General features: G+C 61.9%; 17 protein-coding genes. 4 read left to right on the top strand and 13 right to left on the bottom strand.

Annotated elements, in window-relative coordinates; all coding sequences use genetic code 11:
• Window positions 1-52: 52 nt before the first annotated feature.
• Window positions 53-1,471 carry an NAD(P)/FAD-dependent oxidoreductase gene (locus HB676_RS00990; RefSeq protein ID WP_213735780.1) on the bottom strand — a complete coding sequence of 473 codons (1,419 nt, stop codon included), beginning with the start codon at window positions 1,469-1,471 and terminating at the stop codon, window positions 53-55.
• Between the two features lie 188 nt (window positions 1,472-1,659).
• Here HB676_RS00990 and HB676_RS00995 point away from each other — a divergent pair, with 188 nt between their 5' ends.
• Complete coding sequence (locus tag HB676_RS00995; RefSeq protein WP_218625595.1) at window positions 1,660-2,511, top strand: YiiX/YebB-like N1pC/P60 family cysteine hydrolase; 852 nt, start codon at window positions 1,660-1,662, stop codon at window positions 2,509-2,511.
• A 137-nt stretch (window positions 2,512-2,648) separates the two neighbouring features.
• The gene (locus HB676_RS01000) at window positions 2,649-3,401 is read left to right on the top strand and encodes a sulfate transporter family protein (RefSeq protein ID WP_213735781.1); all 753 of its coding nucleotides are present in this window, start codon (window positions 2,649-2,651) and stop codon (window positions 3,399-3,401) included.
• Window positions 3,402-3,526: 125 nt separating this feature from the next.
• Here the strand turns inward: HB676_RS01000 and HB676_RS01005 are convergent, their stop codons facing one another.
• The 4 genes from HB676_RS01005 to nth all read right to left on the bottom strand — a co-directional run bounded on the left by HB676_RS01005 (window position 3,527) and on the right by nth (window position 8,486).
• The gene (locus HB676_RS01005) at window positions 3,527-4,720 is read right to left on the bottom strand and encodes an ABC transporter substrate-binding protein (protein ID WP_346347239.1); all 1,194 of its coding nucleotides are present in this window, start codon (window positions 4,718-4,720) and stop codon (window positions 3,527-3,529) included.
• Window positions 4,721-4,867: 147 nt separating this feature from the next.
• Window positions 4,868-6,499: an MFS transporter gene (locus tag HB676_RS01010; protein WP_213735782.1), complete on the bottom strand. Its 1,632-nt coding sequence runs from the start codon at window positions 6,497-6,499 to the stop codon at window positions 4,868-4,870.
• Window positions 6,486-7,538 (bottom strand): HlyD family secretion protein, encoded by a 1,053-nt coding sequence (locus tag HB676_RS01015; protein ID WP_346347241.1) that lies wholly within the window; start codon window positions 7,536-7,538, stop codon window positions 6,486-6,488. The genes HB676_RS01010 and HB676_RS01015 overlap by 14 nt, the downstream gene beginning before the upstream one ends.
• Window positions 7,539-7,694: 156 nt before the next feature.
• Window positions 7,695-8,486 carry an endonuclease III gene (gene nth, locus HB676_RS01020; RefSeq protein ID WP_213735784.1) on the bottom strand — a complete coding sequence of 264 codons (792 nt, stop codon included), beginning with the start codon at window positions 8,484-8,486 and terminating at the stop codon, window positions 7,695-7,697.
• 22 nt (window positions 8,487-8,508) lie between these two features.
• Here nth and HB676_RS01025 point away from each other — a divergent pair, with 22 nt between their 5' ends.
• Both HB676_RS01025 and HB676_RS01030 read left to right on the top strand, forming a co-directional pair.
• The gene (locus tag HB676_RS01025) at window positions 8,509-9,027 is read left to right on the top strand and encodes a DUF2244 domain-containing protein (protein WP_213735785.1); all 519 of its coding nucleotides are present in this window, start codon (window positions 8,509-8,511) and stop codon (window positions 9,025-9,027) included.
• A 180-nt stretch (window positions 9,028-9,207) separates the two neighbouring features.
• A complete protein-coding gene (locus tag HB676_RS01030) occupies window positions 9,208-10,101 on the top strand; it encodes a bifunctional helix-turn-helix domain-containing protein/methylated-DNA--[protein]-cysteine S-methyltransferase (RefSeq protein ID WP_213735786.1) in 894 nt (297 codons plus the stop codon).
• Window positions 10,102-10,207: 106 nt separating this feature from the next.
• Here HB676_RS01030 and HB676_RS01035 read toward each other — a convergent pair whose 3' ends face one another.
• From HB676_RS01035 to dnaK, 8 genes are all read right to left on the bottom strand, one after another.
• Window positions 10,208-10,831, bottom strand: coding sequence for a 2,3-bisphosphoglycerate-dependent phosphoglycerate mutase (locus HB676_RS01035; protein ID WP_213735787.1), 624 nt, complete (start codon window positions 10,829-10,831; stop codon window positions 10,208-10,210).
• Between the two features lie 117 nt (window positions 10,832-10,948).
• On the bottom strand, window positions 10,949-11,764 hold the full coding sequence (gene dapB, locus HB676_RS01040; protein WP_213735788.1) for a 4-hydroxy-tetrahydrodipicolinate reductase: 816 nt from the start codon (window positions 11,762-11,764) through the stop codon (window positions 10,949-10,951).
• Window positions 11,765-11,964: 200 nt separating this feature from the next.
• Window positions 11,965-12,267 carry a DUF1330 domain-containing protein gene (locus HB676_RS01045; protein WP_213735789.1) on the bottom strand — a complete coding sequence of 101 codons (303 nt, stop codon included), beginning with the start codon at window positions 12,265-12,267 and terminating at the stop codon, window positions 11,965-11,967.
• Window positions 12,268-12,287: 20 nt separating this feature from the next.
• Window positions 12,288-13,028, bottom strand: a complete 741-nt coding sequence (pyrF, locus tag HB676_RS01050) for an orotidine-5'-phosphate decarboxylase (RefSeq protein WP_213735790.1) — start codon at window positions 13,026-13,028, stop codon at window positions 12,288-12,290.
• A 1-nt stretch (window position 13,029) separates the two neighbouring features.
• Window positions 13,030-13,611: an NAD(P)H-dependent oxidoreductase gene (locus HB676_RS01055; protein WP_213735791.1), complete on the bottom strand. Its 582-nt coding sequence runs from the start codon at window positions 13,609-13,611 to the stop codon at window positions 13,030-13,032.
• Between the two features lie 54 nt (window positions 13,612-13,665).
• On the bottom strand, window positions 13,666-14,268 hold the full coding sequence (locus HB676_RS01060) for an rRNA adenine N-6-methyltransferase family protein (RefSeq protein ID WP_213735792.1): 603 nt from the start codon (window positions 14,266-14,268) through the stop codon (window positions 13,666-13,668).
• A gap of 94 nt (window positions 14,269-14,362) precedes the next feature.
• Window positions 14,363-15,496 carry a molecular chaperone DnaJ gene (gene dnaJ / locus HB676_RS01065; RefSeq protein ID WP_213735793.1) on the bottom strand — a complete coding sequence of 378 codons (1,134 nt, stop codon included), beginning with the start codon at window positions 15,494-15,496 and terminating at the stop codon, window positions 14,363-14,365.
• A gap of 143 nt (window positions 15,497-15,639) precedes the next feature.
• Entirely contained in the window at window positions 15,640-17,541 is a 1,902-nt protein-coding gene (gene dnaK / locus HB676_RS01070; protein WP_213735794.1) for a molecular chaperone DnaK, read from the bottom strand.
• Window positions 17,542-17,701: the final 160 nt, after the last annotated feature.

Genomic DNA, 17,701 nt, shown 5'->3' on the forward strand with positions numbered 1-17,701 from the left:
TCTGAAGATGTGATCCGACCTCTCCCACAAGGGGAGAGGTAAGAAAGACCCCTCAATTAATAGGCGAACTCGGTATCGCCGACCTCACCGGCGCCGCGCGGCGCTTTGTTGTGCGCGCCGGGGCTGGCTCCGGCTCATCCCGCAGCGCGCCGATCTTGCGCAATGCTGCGTCGGCAGCGCGCTCGCCGCTTTCCCAGGCGCCGTCGACCGTGCCCCACATCGTCTCATGGGTCGCTTCGCCGGCAAGAAACATGCAGCCGATCGGCTCGGCGAGAACTTTTCGCGAAGGCTGGTTGCCCGGACCGGCGACCGACATCGCGCCCTGCGCGTAAGGCGCGGCATTCCAGCGCGTGGCGCTGGATTTCTTGACCGCGGCCGCCACATCGCTACCGAACAGTTTTGACAGCCATTCCACCGCGAAAGCCACCATCGCCGCCTCGCCTTGGGCTGAGAGATCGCGGCCGAACGAACCCGCGACATCGATCGAGCACAACGATGACGATCCCATATTGGCGAACAGCAACGCGGTGCGCGTCGAATTACTCTGCTCCATGATCAGTTCGTCGCGGCCAAGGCCCAGCGGATTGCCCGGCATCTGCAGCGCGATGTGGTCGTAGCTGCCGAGATTCAATTTCGACGCCGCGTCGAGCTGGCGCTTGGGAATATCCGGCGTGAATTTGATATTGCCCGCCGCCAGCACATTGCTCGACACGGTAATGATGGCGGCACGCGCGTTGATCTTGCCGGCCGGTGTCTCCACCGTGACGTCGCGGTTGCTCCAACTGACTTGATTGGCCGGTGTCGACAGCGCCAGCGGGACCTGCTCGCCGAGCCTGGCTATCAACGTCCCCAGACCCTGGCGGCAGGCCAGCGTGGCATTGCGGTCCTGCGCGCGGGTCTTGTCGACGACGGAAATATCCTTGAGATCCTTGCCCGTCGCATTGGCGCCAAGCACAAAGTCCGCCGTGGCGGTCCAATCGCCGAGTTCCTTGGGCAAGACGGACGCGCAGGACACATCTCCCTTGCGGGAAGCTTCATCGAAGGCGCGGTTGGTGCGCACCAATGCCGCCAGAAATTCCTCGGTTTCCCCGGGCCGGGCGTAACGGCGGCCGATGCGGATTTTCTGACCAGGCGGCGCCGTCGAAATCTCGAGCCCGGCGGCGCGCGCGAGCTTGACCATCGGGTTGGTATCGGGATTGTGCAGCCATCGCGCGCCGCGATCGAACGGCACCTCGAAGGTCGTTGTATCCGTGAGGCAGCGCCCGCCGATCTGGGCGGAGGCCTCCACCACGATCACCTTGCGGTTGGCGGCCTGGATCCGCCGCGCCGCGGCAATACCGGCTGCGCCCGCGCCGATCACGACAATATCGGCCTCGCGCGGCAATGAAGCCCCCCACGCGCGGGCGCCCAAGAGCGGCGTCAGCGCAAGGGCCGCGGAAGCCGACAGGAAATCGCGCCGCGTAATTGTCATGTCAGGGTTTCCGAACCTTTTAAACCAACGAGAACATCTAGCGAACTTGCCGTATCGGGGCGAGAGCGGCAACCATCATGGTGAATCAATCATGATTGATACGCTTTTGGCATGAACTAAATTGCAACGGCTTTCGACCATGCTAAGAACCACAAAAATGCGGTCGAAAAGACCGCCGGGGGGAATCCATGGGCATGGTGCTCGATACCGTCGGAAAGCTGATCGCTTCCTACCTGCAAAAGGAAGTGCCGGGTTATGAGCCGTTCACGCCGAGCGACCCGGAACATCTGCGCGGCCTGATCGAACCCGGCGATGTGCTGCTGGTCGAAGGCAACAACCGGGTTTCCGGCATCATCAAATATCTCACGCAATCCACATGGTCGCATGCCGCGCTGTTCGTCGGTGCGATCGACGGCGCGACCGAGCCCGACGGCGAGCCGCATGTCCTGATCGAGGCCAATATCGGCGAGGGCGTGACCTCGGCGCCGCTGTCGAAATATTTTCCCTATCACACGCGGCTATGCCGGCCGGTCGGCCTGATGTTCGAGGACCGCAACACGGTGTGCCGTTATGCCATCAACCGGATCGGCTTCGGCTACGACACCAAGAATATTCTCGACCTGATGCGCTATCTGATTCCGCTGCCGATCCCGCAGCGCTGGCGGCGCCGGATGATCGCCTTCGGTTCCGGCGATCCCACCAAGATCATCTGCTCGGCCCTGATCGCGCAGGCCTTCGACGCCGTGCGCTATCCGATCCTGCCCCGGATCACGCGCGCGGGCTCCCGTCAGGCTCGCCGCGAAATTCTGCATATCCGTGACTCTTCGCTCTACATGCCCCGTGATTTCGACATTTCGCCCTATTTCGAAATCGTCAAACCCACCATCGTGCATGGTTTCGACTACACTTCCCTGCACTGGGCCGACAAGCAAAAGCCGCTCCAGGAGGTAGCAGGCCAATTCGGCGTGTTTCCAGAAACGATCAAGTCGCCGCCGCTTGTTCCTGAAGCGATTGACCAGGAAACGGCGCTTCCTGCTTAAGAAATAGGGCTGCGCACGCGTTCATCGAACGCGCCCTGTGCCCGTCCAGCGGCTTTTGCCTGACCCGGTTCGGCCCTTGCCGAACTGCAAAAGCGTCTCTACCTCTGGCGAGGTCTGTCGCAGAGGAACCCGCCATCATGTTGGACGCCGCCGTCAAGGCGCTCTCCCAAATCCTGTCCCCGCCGATGCGCTCGATCCTGTGGCGATCGATCGGCCTCGCGCTGGTGCTGATCGTGGTATTGGCGATCGGCCTGCAGCGGCTGCTGAGCTGGTTTGCGACCTCAGGCGAAGGCTGGGCCGAAGCGATGCTCGGCCCCGGGTTTCATACACCGCTCAATGTGCTGGCATGGATCGTCTCGATCGCGGCCGGTCTCGGCGTTGTGTTCGGCGCAGTATTCCTGATGCCCGCGATCACCTCGCTGGTTGCGAGCTTTTTCGTCGACGAAATCGCCGAGCATGTCGAGCGCGAACATTATCCGGCGGAGCGTCCCGGCATGGCGCTGCCGCTTGGTGTCGCGATCACCGAGGGCACCAAGACGGCGCTGCTGACGATCCTGGTCTATCTGATCGCATTGCCGTTCGTGTTTTTCGCCGGCGTCGGCTTTATCGGGTTCTTCATCGCGACCGCATGGCTGTTGGGACGGGAATATTTCGAACTGGCGGCGATGCGATTCCGCCCGCCTGCGGAAGCCAAGGCGATGCGCAAGCAAAATGCGGCGCTGGTGTTCACATCAGGACTCTTCATCGCCGCGTTCGTGTCGATCCCGGTCGTCAATCTGGCGACGCCGCTATTCGGCATGGCGTTCATGGTCCACATGCACAAGCGCCTGAGCGGCCCGCGGCCGGAGCTGATCGAGCCGGCAAGAAAGACGGGCGTGCCAGTGGTGTAGCCCTCATCCTGAGGAGCCATGCGGAGCATGGCGTCTCGAAGGATGGCGGCAACGTATGGACTCGCGGCCATCCTTCGAGACGCCGCTTCGCGGCTCCTCAGGATGAGGAACATCAATTGCTGCCATCACTTCCCCACCAGCGGACACCCGCTATCCGACAATGAGCGAAACGCCTGATCGCCGGGAATGGTCCCGAGGATCTTGTAATAATCCCACGGCTTGGTGGATTCCGCCGGCGTTTTCACCTGCGCAAAATACATGTCGTGCACTAGCCGGCCGTCTTCGCGCAGATGGCCGTTCTTGACGTAGAAATCATTGACCGGAGTCTCGCGCATTTTCGCCATCACAGCCCTGGCCTCGTCGGTACCGGCGGCGGCAATCGCGGCGAGATAGTGGCGAACGGCCGAATAGACGCTGGCCTGCGGCATGGTCGGCATCCGGCCCTGGCGCTCAAAGAAGCGTTTCGACCAGGCGCGGGTTTCTTCATTGCGATCCCAGTAGAACGCGGTGATGAACTTCAATCCCTGCGCGGCTTTCAGCTCCATGCTGTGAATGTCGGAAATGAACACCAGCAGCGACACCAGAGTCTGATTTTTGGTCAGCCCGAATTCGTTGGCCTGCTTGGTGGCGTTGACCATGTCGCCGCCGCCATTGGCAAAGGCCACCACCTTGGCGCCGGAGGCCTGCGCCTGCAGCAGATAGGAGCTGAAATCCGCGGTGTTGAGCGGATGACGCACGCTGCCGAGCACCTTGCCGCCGGCCGCTTTCACCGCCGCGGTCGCATCGGCTTCCAGCGAATGACCGAAGGTGTAATCGACGGTGATGAAGAACCAGGTGTCGCGCCCTTCCGCCACGGTGGCCTTGGCCAGACTCGTGGTCAGCGCGTAGCTGTCATAGATCCAGGAGGCTTCATTCGGGGTGCAGGACTTGCCGGTAAAGGCGGTGCTGCCGACCGCGCCCGCAATCGCGATGCGGTTCTTCTCGAAGGCGAGTTGCTCGACGCCCAAGGCGACCGCCGAATTGTCGAAGCCGATCGCCATGTCGACCTTGCCGATCTCGAACCATTGCCGGGCCACGGCGACGCCGACATCGGATTTGTTCTGATGATCGGCAAACACGATATCGACCGGCTTGCCGAGCACTGTGCCGCCCGCATCCTCGACGGCCATGCGCGCGGCGACCACCGAGCCTGGACCGCCCAGATCCGCATAGAGACCGGACTGGTCGTTGAGCACGCCGATCCTGACGACATCGTCGGAGATCTGCGCCTGTGCGGCGGATCCCAAGAAAATGCCGACAAGGCACGCGTTAGCTGTCACAAAAGCAAGAAGCCTGGATCGCACGGCGTCACTCCCCGATAGATGTGGCCCTTGAGTTAGGCCTTCACGCCATTTTTGGCGCATCATCAAGCGTAGGCGCGGCGACACCCGGATACAAGGCGGCGATCAACCGCAGGCGCGTTGTTGTTATCCCCGGGAGAGTCCAAGCCGCCGCATCACGGCCTGCGCGAAGCCAAGCGGCACAGGCGACAACGGACCCGCTGGTGCGCGGGTCATCAGGGCCGTAAAGCCCAGCGCGGCCATCGCCAGCCAGAATGTCAGCCAAAAGCCGTCAATATAGGCCAGCACATTCGCTTCGCGTTGCACCAGCGCAGCGAGCGATCCCGTAGCGCGTGCCATCGCGGTTGATGCGCCGCGGCTGGTGAACTCCGCCGACAATTGATTGAGCATTTTGGTGACGGCTGTACTGCCGTTCTCCACATGCTGGCCGAGAAAGTTGGAATGGATCTGTTCGCGGACGCGCAGCCAGGTGCCCATCAGCGCAATGCCGATCTCGGCCCCGCCAAGCCGCATGATCTGGATGTAGGCCGCGAATGCGGTCGCCCGGGTAATATCGGAATTGACCAATGCGAGGAGAATAATGGGCAAAAGCGTGAACGCCTGGCCGATCGATTGCAGGACCACGATGGTGACGAAATCGCCGCGCGCCCAGTCATGCGTCAGTTGCGTACCAAGCAGATTCGCGGTGGCGAAGGCTGACAGGCCGATGATGAGGACGAAGCGAGGGTCGAAATGCCTGAGCAGCAGGATCGATAGCGGCACCAACACGAACATCGGCAGCGCGCCATAGGTCACCAGTAATTCGCCGGTCTGCTCGGGCCGCAACAGCACGACGGTGCCGAGAAAATTCGGCACCAGCGATGAATTAGACAGGCTGGTGAGCGTGTAGAGCAGGATGACGACCAGCGAGAGCCCGACATTGCGCGAAAACAGCACGTTGACGTGCGCCCACGGCCGGCGCACCAGCGTCTCGTTGATCAGGAACAGGACGCACAGCACGCCGCCTGCAATCAGCAGCGCCGCGACGGTGCCGGATTCCAGCCAATCGAGGCGGTTGCCCTGATCGAGGCCGGCATAGACCATGGAAACGCCGGCTCCCAATAGCAGCATGCCGCCCCAATCGGCGCCTTTAAGCACTTCGTGATTGACCGGTTCTCGCGGCGTCCCGAGATGGACCATCAGCCACATCAGCGGCGCGATCACCACGCCCTGCCAGTACACCCACTGCCATCCCAGATGATCGACATAGAGGCCGACCAGCGACGATCCGCTATCGAGCGCGAAGCCAACCCGGATCGAATAGAGCGAGATCGCCGGCAGCCACCATGCGATCGGCAGGTTGCGGAAGATGATCATCAGCGTCGCGGGGACGAAGGTGCCCAGCAGCAGGCCGTGGATGACGCTGAGTACGATCAGCGTGTCGTAATCGCGCACGAAGGGTATCACCAGCGAGACCAGGGCGTAGGCCAGGCTGGGGACGCCCAGAACACGGCGCAGGCCGAAGGCGGTCGCGAGCCAGGCGACCGCCGGCGCAATGAAGATCTGCGAACCGATCCCTGCCGTCGACAGCCAGGCGCCCTCATCGAAACCGAGCGAAAAGGCCCCGCGCAAATCCGGTAATCCAACCGTCGTCAGCCGGCTATCGAAATTGGCGAGAAAAGCGCCGAGCAACACTGCCACGACGGCGAACAGAGGTTGCGGCGCGACGTCGCCGCGCGAACGCGGTCCCTGACCGGTATCGTCGCTATTTTCCGGCATTCGACACCGCATCGTCGGTGTGAATTTCGGTAACCACCGACATGCCCGGCAGCAAACGCTCCAGCAGCGGCTGGCCCTTGTCGAATTGAATTCGAACCGGAATGCGCTGAACCACCTTGGTGAAATTGCCGGTCGCATTATCGGGCGGCAACAATGCAAACTGCGATCCGCTGGCCGGTGAAATACGCTCGACGCGGCCATGCAGCCGCTGGCTCGGGAAACTGTCGACGGTGACATCGACGGATTGGCCCGGTCTGACCCGGGTCAATTGGGTCTCCTTGTAATTGGCGATGATGTAGACGTCCGGCAGCGGCACGACGTTGATCAGGTTGGTCCCGATATTGACGTAGTCGTTCGGCTGAACTTCCCGCTCTCCGACGACGCCATCGAACGGCGCGGTAATTTTGGTGTAACCGAGCTTGAGCTTCGCCGAAGCCAGCGTCGCCTTGGCGGCTTCGATATCCGCGGCGCGCTGCCTCTTCGTCCCGTTCAGCACCTCGATCTGGTGGCGTTGTGCTGCGATCAGCGCCCGGCTGGCCTTAACGTCCGCTTGCGCCCGGGCATAGGCCGCGACGGCCTGTTCGAGCTTTTGCCGTGTGCCGGCCTCGGTCTGCGTCAGCGACTGTTGCCGCTGTTGTTCTTCGCGGGTTTCGACTTCCTGTGCCAAGGCCGAGACCTGCTGCGCCTCGGCCTGGGCGATGGTGGCGTATTGCAGCTCGATCTGGTTGGCGAGATTGTCGAAGACGGCCTGCGCGCCGGCCACGCCGGCCTCGGCCAGAGCGACCTGGGCCTGATAGTCGGCGGGATCGATCTGTATCAGCAGATCGCCAGTCTTGACGCGCTGGAAATCGTCTACAGCGACGGTGAGAACCTCTCCCGAAACCCGGCTGCTCAGCCGGGTCAGGTCCGCTTTGATATAGGCGTCGTTGGTGGTCTGGATCACCGCATTGCCGGTCCATGCATCCCAACGCAAGGTGGCCAGCACGATAAATCCAAAGGCCACCAGCACCGCAAACAACGGGAGCGCGAGGCGGCGAATATGCGGACCGTATGACGAGGGCGGTAAACCGGTCTGACCTGCCGATGGTGCCGGCTTGACCTGATCCTGCTGACTCAAAGACGCCCCCTGTCACTCATGCTTGCCGCGCGAAAAAGAAACATTCCGCGTGGCGATCGTGGATACCAAGATGATGCCTTAAACCGTCTTTTCAGGCCAGCGGCAGAGATCGTTGATCAGACACACCTCGCACCGCGGCTTGCGTGCGAGGCAGGTATAGCGGCCATGCAGAATCAACCAGTGATGCGCATGCAGCATGAATTCTGCGGGTATCACGCGCTCAAGCCCGAGTTCCACTTCCAGCGGCGTGTTGCCGGGCGCCAAACCCGTGCGATTGCCGACGCGAAACACATGCGTATCCACCGCCATGGTGTGTTCGCCGAACGCCATGTTGAGGACGACGTTGGCGGTCTTGCGGCCGGCGCCCGGCAACGATTCCAGTTCTTCACGGGTGCGCGGCACTTCACTGCCGAAATCAGTGATCAGTTTTTCCGACAGCGCGATGACGTTTTTGGCCTTGTTGCGATAGAGCCCGATGGTCTTGATGTAATCGCGAACGTTATCCTCACCCAGCGCCAGCATTTTTTGCGGCGTATCGGCGACAGCGAACAGCGCGCGCGTCGCCCTGTTGACGCCGGCGTCGGTCGCCTGCGCCGACAGCACGACGGCGACCAAAAGCGTATAGGGGTTGAGATGTTCGAGCTCGCCCTTCGGCTCGGGATTGGCTTTACGAAAACGGTCGAAGGCTTCGTAGACTTCAGCCGGTGTCCAGGCCTTGTTGAAAATTGCCTTGTTCTTGGCTGAAGCCTTCGGCTTGGTCGGGGGCTTGGATTTGGCCGGAACCTTGGACTTCGAAGCGCTGGATTTTTTCACCGCTGGCTTCGACGCTGGTTTCGCTTTGGAGGGTAGTCTGCGGGTGATTTTCGCCATGATCCGGGTATACTGACAGGTCATGACCGCAGGCAACGAATTTGATCCGCAGGCACAGCCGGAATTATTTTCGGCGCTGCTGACGCCGCATCGCTCGCTCAATAGCACCGGATTCCTGGTGCTGATGGGATTTCTCAGCGCGGTCAGTTTCGCGGCCGGCGTTGCTTTTTGGCTGATGGGCGCGTGGCCGGTGTTCGGCTTTTTCGGCCTCGACATTCTCGCGATCTACTGGGCGTTCCGGGTCAATTTCCGCCGCGCGCGGGCCACCGAGGAGATTTCGGTGACGCCGTCCGAACTGCGCGTGCGCCGGGTCAGCCATCGCGGCCATGTAGTCGAATTCGTGCTCAATCCGCTCTGGGTCCGGCTCGACCGCAAGACCCACGCCGAATTCGGCATCGAACGGCTCACTCTGGTCTCAAAAGGCCGCCGCTTCACGATCGCGACCTTTCTCGGCCCGGATGAAAAAGCAAGTTTTGCCAATGCCTTAACGGATGCACTGCAGGCCGCGCGACGGGGTGTGACTTACAATCCGATATCCTGATTTGCTTTTTTTGACGCGTTTTCTACCGCAGATAAGTCTACGCAATCTGCGTAAGCTTGACTGCTATGCGAACCGGCGTCCACTTCGCTTGAAAACGCCACGTCGTCAGGAATCGGGTGGTTTGGCTATCGCACTGGCCCTACATCGTAAGGCATGATGTACCCAGCCATGAATGACCACATGAACCTCGCCATTAAAGACCGCCGGCTGGCCAAGCCGGGCTCGGAGAACGCGGCGCTGCGCGATTATGATTCGGTGCGGCGCGCGATCGCTTTCATCTCGGAACACTGGCGCACGCAACCGACCATCGAAGCGATGGCGGACGCGGCGAGCGTCACGCCCGATGAATTGCACCATCTGTTTCGCCGCTGGGCTGGGCTGACGCCAAAAGCCTTCATGCAGGCGCTGACGCTCGACCACGCCAAGGGCCTGCTACGTGACTCGGCCAGCGTGCTCGACGCCGCACTGGATTCCGGCCTTTCGGGCCCGGGGCGGCTGCACGATCTGTTCGTCACCCATGAGGCGATGTCGCCGGGCGAATGGAAGAACGGCGGCGCCGGCATGACGTTAAGATTTGGATTTCACCCCTCGCCGTTCGGGACCGCGATTGTGATTGCCAGCGGCCGCGGCCTGGCCGGTCTGGCATTTGCCGATCCAGGCGAGGAACAGCCAGCCTTCGCCGATATGCAGCGGCGCTGGCCGCGCGCAACCTATATCGAGGACACCGCCGGCACATCCGCGCTGGCGCAGCGCGTCTTCGATACCAAACTGTGGCGCGAAGACCAGCCGCTCCGCGTGGTTCTGATCGGGACTGATTTCGAAGTCCGGGTCTGGGAGACGCTGCTGAAGATCCCGATGGGCCGCGCGGTCTGCTATTCGGATATCGCCAACAAGATCAGGAATCCCAAAGCTTCACGCGCGGTGGGCGCTGCGGTCGGAAGAAACCCGCTCTCGTTCGTGGTGCCGTGTCACCGCGCGCTCGGCAAAAGCGGCGCATTGACCGGCTATCACTGGGGCATCACCCGCAAGCAGGCGATGCTGGGCTGGGAAGCCGGACAGGTCGGGATTCACTGAGTGTGTATAGCACGTCATTCCGGGATGGTCCGAAGGACCAGACCCGGAATCTCGAGATTCCGGGTCCGATACTTCGTATCGCCCCGGAATGACGGGCCCCGAATTGCTACCCCGCCAGATCGAGCTTAGACGCCACCGTGGCGTCGGCGTTCAACCGATAAATGATCGGCACGCCAGTCGCGAGTTCGCGCTTCAGAATACCTTCCGGGGTCAGCTTTTCCAGCACCATGATCAGCGCGCGCAGCGAATTGCCATGCGCGGCCACCAGCGTACGCTCGCCGCGCAATACGCACGGCAAAATCTCCTGCACAAAATAGGGCAGCGTGCGCGCCAGCGTATCCTTCAGGCTTTCGCCGCCGGGCGGCGGCACGTCATAGGAGCGGCGCCAGATCAGGACCTGCTCCTCGCCCCATTTCTTGCGGGCATCATCCTTGTTGAGACCCGAGAGATCGCCGTAGTCGCGCTCGTTGAGCGCCAGATGCTTGCGAACGGGAAGACCGGTCTGGCCGAGTTCAGCCAAGGTCAGGTCGAGCGTATGCTGCGCGCGCAGCAAAGCCGAAGTGAAGGCGATATCGAATTGAAGCCCCTGCGCCTTCAATTTCCGGCCGGCATCTTTCGCCTCGGCGATGCCCTTCTCGGTCAGATCAGGGTCTTTCCAGCCGGTGAAAAGATTCTTCAGATTCCATTCGCTCTGGCCGTGGCGCACGAGCACGAGAAGACGGTCGCTCATTCCTGTTGTTCCGTTTTTTCCCGATCATGATCCGATTAGATCGGATCATGATCTCGTTTTTGTTTGCGCATGATCTCTTTCGGAAAACCGGTACCCACTTTTCCGGATCATGCGGGTTTAAAAGTCGCTGAGCCCAAGCACATCGGCCATCGAATACAGTCCGGGCTTCTTGCCGTGGGCCCATAGCGCCGCTTTCACGGCGCCTTGCGCGAACATGGTGCGGTCCTCGGCCCGGTGAGTCAGCTCGATGCGTTCCATCGCACCCGCAAAGATCACGCTGTGATCGCCGGTGACGGTGCCGCCGCGCAATGACGCAAAGCCGATATCGCCGGGACGGCGTGCGCCGGTGATGCCGTCGCGGCCGCGCACCGAGCGCTGGCTGAGTGATATCTGGCGGCCGGCCGCCGCGGCCTCGCCCAGCATCAAAGCAGTACCTGAGGGCGCGTCGATCTTGGCCTTGTGGTGCATTTCCAGGATTTCGATATCGAAATCCTCATCGAGCGATTGCGCCACCCGCTTCACCAGCGCCGCCAGTAAATTGACGCCAAGGCTCATATTGCCGGACTTAACGACAATGGCGCGCGAGGTCACGCTCTTGATCACGGCGTCGTCCGATGCCGAAAGGCCCGTGGTGCCGATGACGTGGACGAGGCCGCGCTCGGCGGCGATCGCGACATTGGCGATGGTCGCGCCGGGCACGGTGAAGTCGAGAATGGCGTCGGCATTCGCCGATAGCGTCCACAGATCGGCCGACAGTGCCACGCCATTGGCGGGCAGGCCCGCCAACACGCCGGCGTCCATGCCCAGGAGGTCGGAGCCCGGCGCTTCCAGCGCGCCGGTGATGACGGCGCCCGGTGTTTCTGAAATCACGCGCGTCAGCGCGCGGCCCATCCGGCCGCCGGCCCCCGCAACGATCAATCGCATCTCGGCCATGTCCAAAACCCTCTTCTTTGCCGTATAGCCGGGGCAGCCGGTTCCGGCAACCGATGGGCCACTGCTGACCTGCTTAACGCTGGTCATTCCTCATGGTGAGGAGGCGCGTTAGCGCCGTCTCGAACCATGAAGGCCACCGCCCGCGCCACATTCTTCGAGACGCGCGGGAGAGCGCGCCGCTCAGGATGAGGAGGATCTAACTACGGCTGCGGCCCATCATAGCCTTCCACCACGAGAAGATCGGCGATCGAATGCGGCTGCCGCACCTTGATGTTGTCCTGATATTCCGGCGAGCGGTAGCAGGCCATCGCCGTCTCGTAGTCGGGAAATTCGATCACCACGTTGCGCGTGCGGCTTTGGCCTTCGACGCCGGAATACTTGCCGCCGCGCACGACAAACCGCCCGCCGAACTTCTTGAAGATGGCCGCGTTGGCCGCCGCGTAGGGCTTGTAGCCCTCCTCGTTGTGAACGTCGACGCGCCCGATCCAGTAGCCTTTTGCCATGGTGCTTCTCTCCGGTTTGCTTATGCCAATGCCGTCTTGATATCGGCCACGATAACCTCCGCCACCGCCTTGGGGTCCGCGGCTTCGGTGATGGGACGTCCGACCACGAGATAATCCGAGCCTGCCGCAATCGCGCGCGCCGGGGTCATGATGCGTTTCTGATCGCCGAGGTTTGTGCCGGCCGGCCGCACGCCGGGCGTCACCAGACACATCCGGGGGGCGATGATCCCGCGCAGCGCCGTGGTCTCTTCAGGTGAGCACACGATGCCATCGACACCAAGTTCCTGCGCCTGCCGGGCGCGCGCGGCGACCAGATCGGGCACGCTATGGCGATAGCCCGCTTCCTGCAGATCGCTGTCGTCATAGGAGGTCAGCACCGTGACCGCGAGAATCTTCAATCCCGATCCCGCGCTCGCATCGACCGCCGCCTTCATGGTCTGCGGATAGGCGTGCACGGTCAGAAAGGTCGCACCATGTTTGGCAATGCTCTCGGTGCCGCGCGCCACCGTGTTGCCGATGTCGTGCAGCTTGAGATCGATGAAGACCTTTTTGCCGGCATCCGCGAGCTGGCGGATTAGCGGCAAGCCGCCGGCGTAAGCGAGCTGGTAGCCGATCTTGTAGAACGTCACGCTATCGCCGAGCCGGCCGATCATCGTTTCCGCCGCGGCGACATCGGGCAAATCGAGCGCCACGATCAACCGGTCGCGCAGAGCGATGTTGGAGAGCGGCGTGTCACTTGGAGCGATGCTGGATAGCTGCATGTCACCTCACCTCGTGCTGGGAAACTTCGATCAATTGCCGCACCAGCGCGCCCAGCGCCTCGATATCGGCGGGATGTTTCAACCTGTCCATATCATCATAGGCCTCGCCGGCGAACGACAGCGCAAGCTGATTGGGGATCACCATCGCCCGGCAGGCGGAAAGAATAAGCCGCAGCGCCGTCAAAGCGCGCGTCCCGCCCAATCTGTTTTCCGATGCCGCCGCGATCGCAAAGGCGCGGCCGTGAAACACCTGGCCGCGGGTTTCGTGCGCGTCGTGCACACGCGACACCCAGTCGATGGTATTCTTGAGCAATGGCGGCACCGATGAATTGTATTCGGGCGTGACCATCAGCACGCCGTGATGGGCGCCGATCATTCGCTTGAGATTGACCGCATGCTTCGGCACGCCGGATTTGCTCTGCAGATCGCCGTCATAGATCGGTAGCGGAAAATCGGCGAGCGACAGCCGCGTGACATCGACGCCGGCCTGCGCCAATTGATACGCCGCCGCCGCTGCGAGCTTCGCATTGTGCGAGCCGGTGCGCAGCGAGCCGGGGATCACCAGGATTTTCAGCGCCGACATGATCTAAATCGCATTCAGGACGAACTAACGGCGGCGAGCGCACGCCGGATAGCATCAGCCCTTGCGATACACCCACACGCGCGCCGGCGGAAGGTTCATCCAGATCCGCTCGGAGGCTTCTGTGGATACGCCGGGCAGCGATTTCGGAATCGGCGGCGCGACCGAATAGGTGAATTGCACAAAGGGCGCACCCGGTGCGAGCGCCAGGAAAGCATCACGAATGAGCTTCAGGCGGGTCAGCATCGGTTTTGTCACGAGCGGCAGGCCGGACACGACAGCGGACGCCGGCGCGCTCAGCACGTCCCAGAGCGAATCGCGCAGCGCATAGGCATCGCCCTGCACCACCTTGGCTTGCGGATAGCGATCGCGCAGCAGGGCGCAGAAGCCCGGATTATATTCAACCAGCACCAGCCGCTTCTGGTCGACGCCATGCTCGATCAGCGCGTTGGTGATCGCGCCGGTGCCGGGCCCGAGCTCAACCACCGGAGCTTCGGAATTGATGTCGACATATTGCGCCATGGTGCGGGCCAGTACGCGGCCCGACGGCATCACCGCGCCCATATGCAGCGGTTTCTCAATCCATGAACGAAGAAAACGCACCTCATCATCGAGACGAAGAGGTTTCTTCAACGCACGCACGGACGATTGCAGAGGCATGTCGCTACCAGGCGGGACCGCACGCGGCGGAAGTGTCAGAAAATGGTCATAAAGAGGTATAGGTAGCAGTCGAAACGGTCAAGCCGAACCGTCATCAGGTCCCGGTGCGGGTACCAAAGAAGTCCTTGACCTTAGTGAAGAAACCCGCAGCCTCGGGTTGGGTTGCACCGGACGATAATTTTTCGAACTCGGCCAGTAATTCCTGCTGCTTCTTGGTCAGATTCTGCGGCGTTTCCACTACGACCTGGACATACATGTCGCCGGTCTGGCGCGAACGCAGCACGGGCATTCCTTTTGATGCAATGCGAAAGCGCCGGCTGGATTGGGTTCCAGCGGGAATTTTCACCTTGGTCTTGCCCTTGTCGATGGTCGGCACCTCGAATTCGCCACCCAGCGCCGCGGTCACCATCGATATCGGGACTCTGCAATGCAGGTCTGCGCCATCGCGCTGGAAGAATTCATGCGAAGCCAGCGACAGGAAAATATAGAGATCGCCCGACGGCCCGCCGCGCACGCCGGCCTCACCTTCGCCGGCCAGCCGGATCCGCGTGCCGTCTTCGACGCCTTGCGGAATATTGACCGACAAATTGCGCTCGCGCGTCACCCGGCCGGAGCCCGAGCAGGACGGACAGGGGTCTTCGATCATCTGGCCGCGGCCCTGGCAGCCCGGGCAGGTTCGCTCCAGCGTAAAGAAGCCCTGCGCCTGGCGCACCCGGCCGGCGCCGCCGCACATCGAGCAGGTCTTCGGCTTGGTGCCAGCCTTGGCGCCGATGCCCGAACAGGATTCGCAGGTCACCGAGACCGGAATCTCGATCTGGGCGGTCTTGCCGAGGAAGGCCTCTTCCAGCGTGATTTCCATATTGTAGCGCAGGTCAGCGCCGCGCTCGCGTCCACCGCTGCGGCCACCGCGCTGCCCGGCCATGCCGAACAGGTCTTCGAAAATATCGGAAAATGACGACGCAAAACCGGCGCCGAATCCGGGACCGCCGCCACCCTGCTCGAACGCGGCATGGCCGTAGCGGTCATAGGCGGCGCGCTTGTCGCCGTCTTTCAGAACTTCGTAGGCTTCGTTGATTTCCTTGAAACGGACTTCGCTTGAGGCGTCGCCCGGATTCTTGTCCGGATGCCATTTCATCGCGAGCTTGCGGAACGCCGACTTCAGCTTGGGCTCGTCCGCGGTACGTTCGACTTCAAGGGTTTCGTAGTAGCAGCGCTTGGTGGTGGACATCCGTCAAATCCGCCCGAAGTTTATCCTCATTCCGAAAGAATGCAGATCAAGAGAATGCCGCCTTCGGCTTAACGAAAAATGACCCTCATCCTGGCCGGCGCGCTTAACGCGTCCCGAAGGATGAGGGTCATCGCAACTGCCATTTAAGCAGACTTCTTCGTGTTCTTGTCGTCGTCGACTTCGGTGAATTCCGCGTCGACCACGTCGTCCTTGGCGGCATCCTTGGCCGCATCGGCCTCGGCCTGCTGCTTGTACATCGCCTCGCCGAGTTTCATCGAAGCCTGCGCCACGATGTTGCTCTTCGCCTTGATCGCCTCGGCATCGTCACCCTTCAGCGCTTCCTTCAAATCGCTGACGGCGTCTTCGATGGCGCGGCGCTCGCTGTCCTCGACCTTCGAGCCGTGCTCGGCCAGTGCCTTCTCGGTGGAATGCACCAGCGCGTCAGCATGGTTCTTGGCGTCGACCGCTTCGCGGCGCTTCTTGTCGTCGGCCGCATTGGCCTCGGCGTCCTTGACCATCTTCTGGATGTCGGCCTCGGACAGGCCGCCGGAGGCCTGAATCCGGATCTGCTGTTCCTTGGCAGTCGCCTTGTCCTTGGCCGAGACGTTGACGATGCCGTTGGCGTCGATATCGAAGGTCACCTCGATCTGCGGCATGCCGCGCGGTGACGGAGGAATGCCCATCAGATCGAACTGACCGAGAACCTTGTTGTCGGCCGCCATCTCGCGTTCGCCCTGGAACACCCGGATGGTCACCGCATTCTGGTTATCCTCGGCGGTCGAGAACACCTGGCTCTTCTTGGTCGGGATCGTGGTGTTGCGGTCGATAATGCGGGTGAACACGCCACCCAGCGTCTCGATGCCCAGCGACAGCGGGGTCACGTCGAGCAGCAGCACGTCCTTGACGTCGCCCTGCAGCACGCCGGCCTGGATCGCCGCACCGATGGCCACGACTTCGTCCGGATTGACGCCCTTGTGCGGCTCCTTGCCGAACAACTGCTTCACCACTTCCTGAACCTTCGGCATGCGGGTCATGCCGCCGACCAGCACCACTTCGCCGATCTCGCCGGCGGTCAGGCCGGCATCCTTCAGCGCCTTGCGGCAGGGCTCGATGGTCTTCTGGACGAGATCATCGACCAGCGCCTCGAACTTGGCGCGCGTCAGCTTCATCGTCAGATGCTTCGGACCCGATGCATCGGCCGTGATGAACGGCAGATTGATTTCGGTCTGCGTGGTCGAGGACAATTCGATCTTGGCCTTTTCAGCGGCCTCTTTCAGGCGCTGCAAGGCAAGCTTGTCGTTGCGCAGGTTGATGCCCTGCTCCTTCTGGAACTCGTCAGCCAGATAGCTCACCAGCCGCATGTCGAAGTCTTCGCCGCCGAGGAACGTGTCGCCGTTGGTCGATTTCACTTCGAACACGCCGTCGCCGATCTCGAGGATCGAAACGTCGAAGGTGCCGCCGCCGAGGTCGTACACCGCAATGGTGCCGGTCTTGGTCTTGTCGAGACCGTAAGCAAGCGCGGCCGCGGTCGGCTCGTTGATGATGCGCAGCACTTCAAGGCCGGCGATCTTGCCGGCGTCCTTGGTGGCCTGACGTTGCGCGTCGTTGAAATAAGCGGGGACGGTGATGACAGCCTGATCGACCTTCTGGCCGAGATGGGCTTCCGCGGTCTCTTTCATCTTCTGCAGGATGAAGGCGGAGACCTGCGAGGGCGAATAGGTTTTGCCGTCGGCTTCGACCCAGGCATCGCCATTGGACGCCTTGACGATCTTGTAGGGGACAAGCTTCTTGTCCTTTTCGACCATCGGATCGTCGTAGCGGCGGCCGACGAGGCGCTTGACCGCAAAGAAGGTCCGCTCGGGATTGGTCACCGCCTGACGCTTGGCGGGCTGACCGACGAGGCGCTCGCCATCGTCGCTAAAGGCGACAATGGACGGGGTCGTCCGCATGCCCTCGGCGTTCTCAATGACTTTCGAAGTCTTGCCATCCATTACAGCAACGCACGAATTCGTGGTGCCGAGATCGATCCCAATGACCTTTCCCATGGTCCTCACATCCTTCTTCTTTTTGCGGCAGGTTGGCTGGGCCCTGACGGCGCACCAATCCAACTCCCCAACGATCAAATACTCGCGATATTGCGACGGTGAGCCTCATATAGGAGGGGGGGCAGGCCCCGCAAGGACCGAGACGTAACCTTGGGCCCCG

The sequence above is a fragment of the Bradyrhizobium sp. dw_411 genome (assembly GCF_018449695.1).
In the GTDB taxonomy this organism is placed as follows: Bacteria; Pseudomonadota; Alphaproteobacteria; order Rhizobiales; family Xanthobacteraceae; genus Bradyrhizobium.

Coding starts and splice junctions, on each gene's coding strand:
- HB676_RS01045 (WP_213735789.1), bottom strand. CDS start 12,267: ATGGCAAAAGGCTACTGGATCGGGCGCGTCGACGTTCACAACGAGGAG.
- nth (WP_213735784.1), bottom strand. CDS start 8,486: ATGGCGAAAATCACCCGCAGACTACCCTCCAAAGCGAAACCAGCGTCG.
- HB676_RS00990 (WP_213735780.1), bottom strand. CDS start 1,471: ATGACAATTACGCGGCGCGATTTCCTGTCGGCTTCCGCGGCCCTTGCG.
- HB676_RS01000 (WP_213735781.1), top strand. CDS start 2,649: ATGTTGGACGCCGCCGTCAAGGCGCTCTCCCAAATCCTGTCCCCGCCG.
- HB676_RS01030 (WP_213735786.1), top strand. CDS start 9,208: ATGAACCTCGCCATTAAAGACCGCCGGCTGGCCAAGCCGGGCTCGGAG.
- dnaK (WP_213735794.1), bottom strand. CDS start 17,541: ATGGGAAAGGTCATTGGGATCGATCTCGGCACCACGAATTCGTGCGTT.
- HB676_RS01055 (WP_213735791.1), bottom strand. CDS start 13,611: ATGTCGGCGCTGAAAATCCTGGTGATCCCCGGCTCGCTGCGCACCGGC.
- HB676_RS01010 (WP_213735782.1), bottom strand. CDS start 6,499: ATGCCGGAAAATAGCGACGATACCGGTCAGGGACCGCGTTCGCGCGGC.
- HB676_RS01060 (WP_213735792.1), bottom strand. CDS start 14,268: ATGCCTCTGCAATCGTCCGTGCGTGCGTTGAAGAAACCTCTTCGTCTC.
- dapB (WP_213735788.1), bottom strand. CDS start 11,764: ATGGCCGAGATGCGATTGATCGTTGCGGGGGCCGGCGGCCGGATGGGC.
- dnaJ (WP_213735793.1), bottom strand. CDS start 15,496: ATGTCCACCACCAAGCGCTGCTACTACGAAACCCTTGAAGTCGAACGT.
- HB676_RS01025 (WP_213735785.1), top strand. CDS start 8,509: ATGACCGCAGGCAACGAATTTGATCCGCAGGCACAGCCGGAATTATTT.
- HB676_RS01035 (WP_213735787.1), bottom strand. CDS start 10,831: ATGAGCGACCGTCTTCTCGTGCTCGTGCGCCACGGCCAGAGCGAATGG.
- HB676_RS00995 (WP_218625595.1), top strand. CDS start 1,660: ATGGGCATGGTGCTCGATACCGTCGGAAAGCTGATCGCTTCCTACCTG.
- pyrF (WP_213735790.1), bottom strand. CDS start 13,028: ATGCAGCTATCCAGCATCGCTCCAAGTGACACGCCGCTCTCCAACATC.